This is a genomic window from Pontibacter sp. HJ8 (genome assembly GCF_054824225.1).
Genome location: NZ_JSYF01000615.1, coordinates 1 through 1,801 on the forward strand (window position 1 = coordinate 1; position 1,801 = coordinate 1,801).

Consider the following 1,801-nt stretch of genomic DNA (forward strand, 5'->3'; position numbering starts at 1 on the left):
CTAACCAAAGTCATCTAGCGCCATGACGAACGTCATAGCGTGTGCCTGAGCTATTGCTGTACTTAGCACCGTGGCAGCTCTAATAAATCAGTTTGATGCTGTTGCCATACGACGCCTAGCTACTCTTGCTTACCTGGTGTTGGGCCGAAAAGCCTCTCTTGTAAGTTCGGTTGGGAGGGGTGTTGAGAACTGTAACAAAACAACTATATGAGAACTCGGGTGATTAAACAGCTACTCCTATTGGGAGGCCTTATTCTTTTACCAATCAGCGCTGTATGGGCGCAGCTATACCTGACTCCTCAGGTCCGGCCGCGTGCAGAATGGCGCAATGGTTATCAATCATTACCAACTAAAGAGAGCAGCGGAGCTTTCTTTGTGTCACAACGTTCGAGACTCAACCTGGACTACAAACAGGAAAATTTGCTGCTGAAATTCAGCCTCCAGGATGTGCGGGTATGGGGGGACGAGGCTCAGCTAAAAGATGTTCCATCGACTGCCATACATGAAGCATGGGGCGAAGTGGCGCTATCATCTAAATTTTCTTTACGGGCAGGCAGGCAGGAGCTTGTATACAATGATGACAGGCTGCTGGGGAATGTGGATTGGGTGCAGCAGGGTAGAAGCCATGACGCTGTGCTGCTGAAAGCCCGGCTTCAGGGCCTGAGCTTTGATATGGGAGGGGCCTATAACCAGGAGAAGGAGCAGGTATACGGCAGCTTCTATAGTCTGAACAACTACAAAGTGCTAGGATTCCTTTGGGGCAGGAAGCAGTTGCACGAGCACCTGACACTCACCGGACTTCACATCAGTGATGGCTTTCAGCAGCCTGATTCAGTCGGTGGTGTGGCCTTCCGGCATACCTACGGTCTTGATCTGGTTTATAAAAAGAAGAGCTTACAATTTAACGGCGCCTTTTACAGGCAGTCCGGTGAGTATACCCTTCGTAAGGCCAAAGGTGCTTATTTAGGTATAGCAGAATTGCTCTATACCCTTAGCCCTCTGAAATTCACCCTTGGCACAAACTATCTTTCCGGTGGCTTCAATACACTTTATGCCACCAACCACAAGTACTACGGCTACATGGATTATTTCATCAACATACCGACTGACACCCGAAACGGGGGCTTGCAGGACAACTTTCTGAAAGTAAACTACAGCAGTGATCCCAGATACAGCCTGTCACTGGATTACCACCTGTTTGCACTGGCCAAAAATCTGCAGGCTACGGAGACATTGCGTGGCACGCGATCCAAGTACCTGGGTTCTGAGATTGATGCCGTCCTGCAATACAAATACTCCGACCAGGTGCAGTTCTCGTTTGGCTACAGCACAATGCTGGCTGGTAAATCCATGGAGGCGCTAAAAGGGGGCCATGCTACTGCTTACGCCGATTGGGGCTGGCTCATGGTCAACATCCAGCCGAAGATTCTGCTGAAAGCATTTGATCAGAACTAACCTGAGTAGAGGATAAAAGAAAGCTTTTAGCGGAGGTCAATAGTTTTTATAACAAGAAGTGAGTGTTTAGTTTGGATAGTAAAGTATACACGATTGCTTTCACTTTAATGACCTGCCGGGAAGTAGTCAGGATAGACTTTTATTTACCCTCGGTCAGGCCTTTTCCAATAGCCTATTCCATCTTTTTAAAACAGGCTGGATTTCTGGTATTCGTTGAGCAGGCTGATCACATGCAGCCAATCCTTCGGTGCTATACCTACTTCCAGCTGGTTTTTGTTCCCGCGCAAATCTATAGGCCTTGCTGGCTTCGGGCTATTCAGAAATCTGTAAAAGGGCAAAAAAAAGC

The 1,801-nt window shown here is 48.1% G+C and carries 1 protein-coding gene; it reads left to right on the top strand.

Annotation, left to right across the window (positions count from 1 at the left end):
• The first annotated feature begins 375 nt into the window (after positions 1 to 375).
• Complete coding sequence (locus OB13_RS20045; RefSeq protein WP_461491960.1) at positions 376 to 1,455, top strand: alginate export family protein; 1,080 nt, start codon at positions 376 to 378, stop codon at positions 1,453 to 1,455.
• Positions 1,456 to 1,801 lie beyond the last annotated feature (346 nt).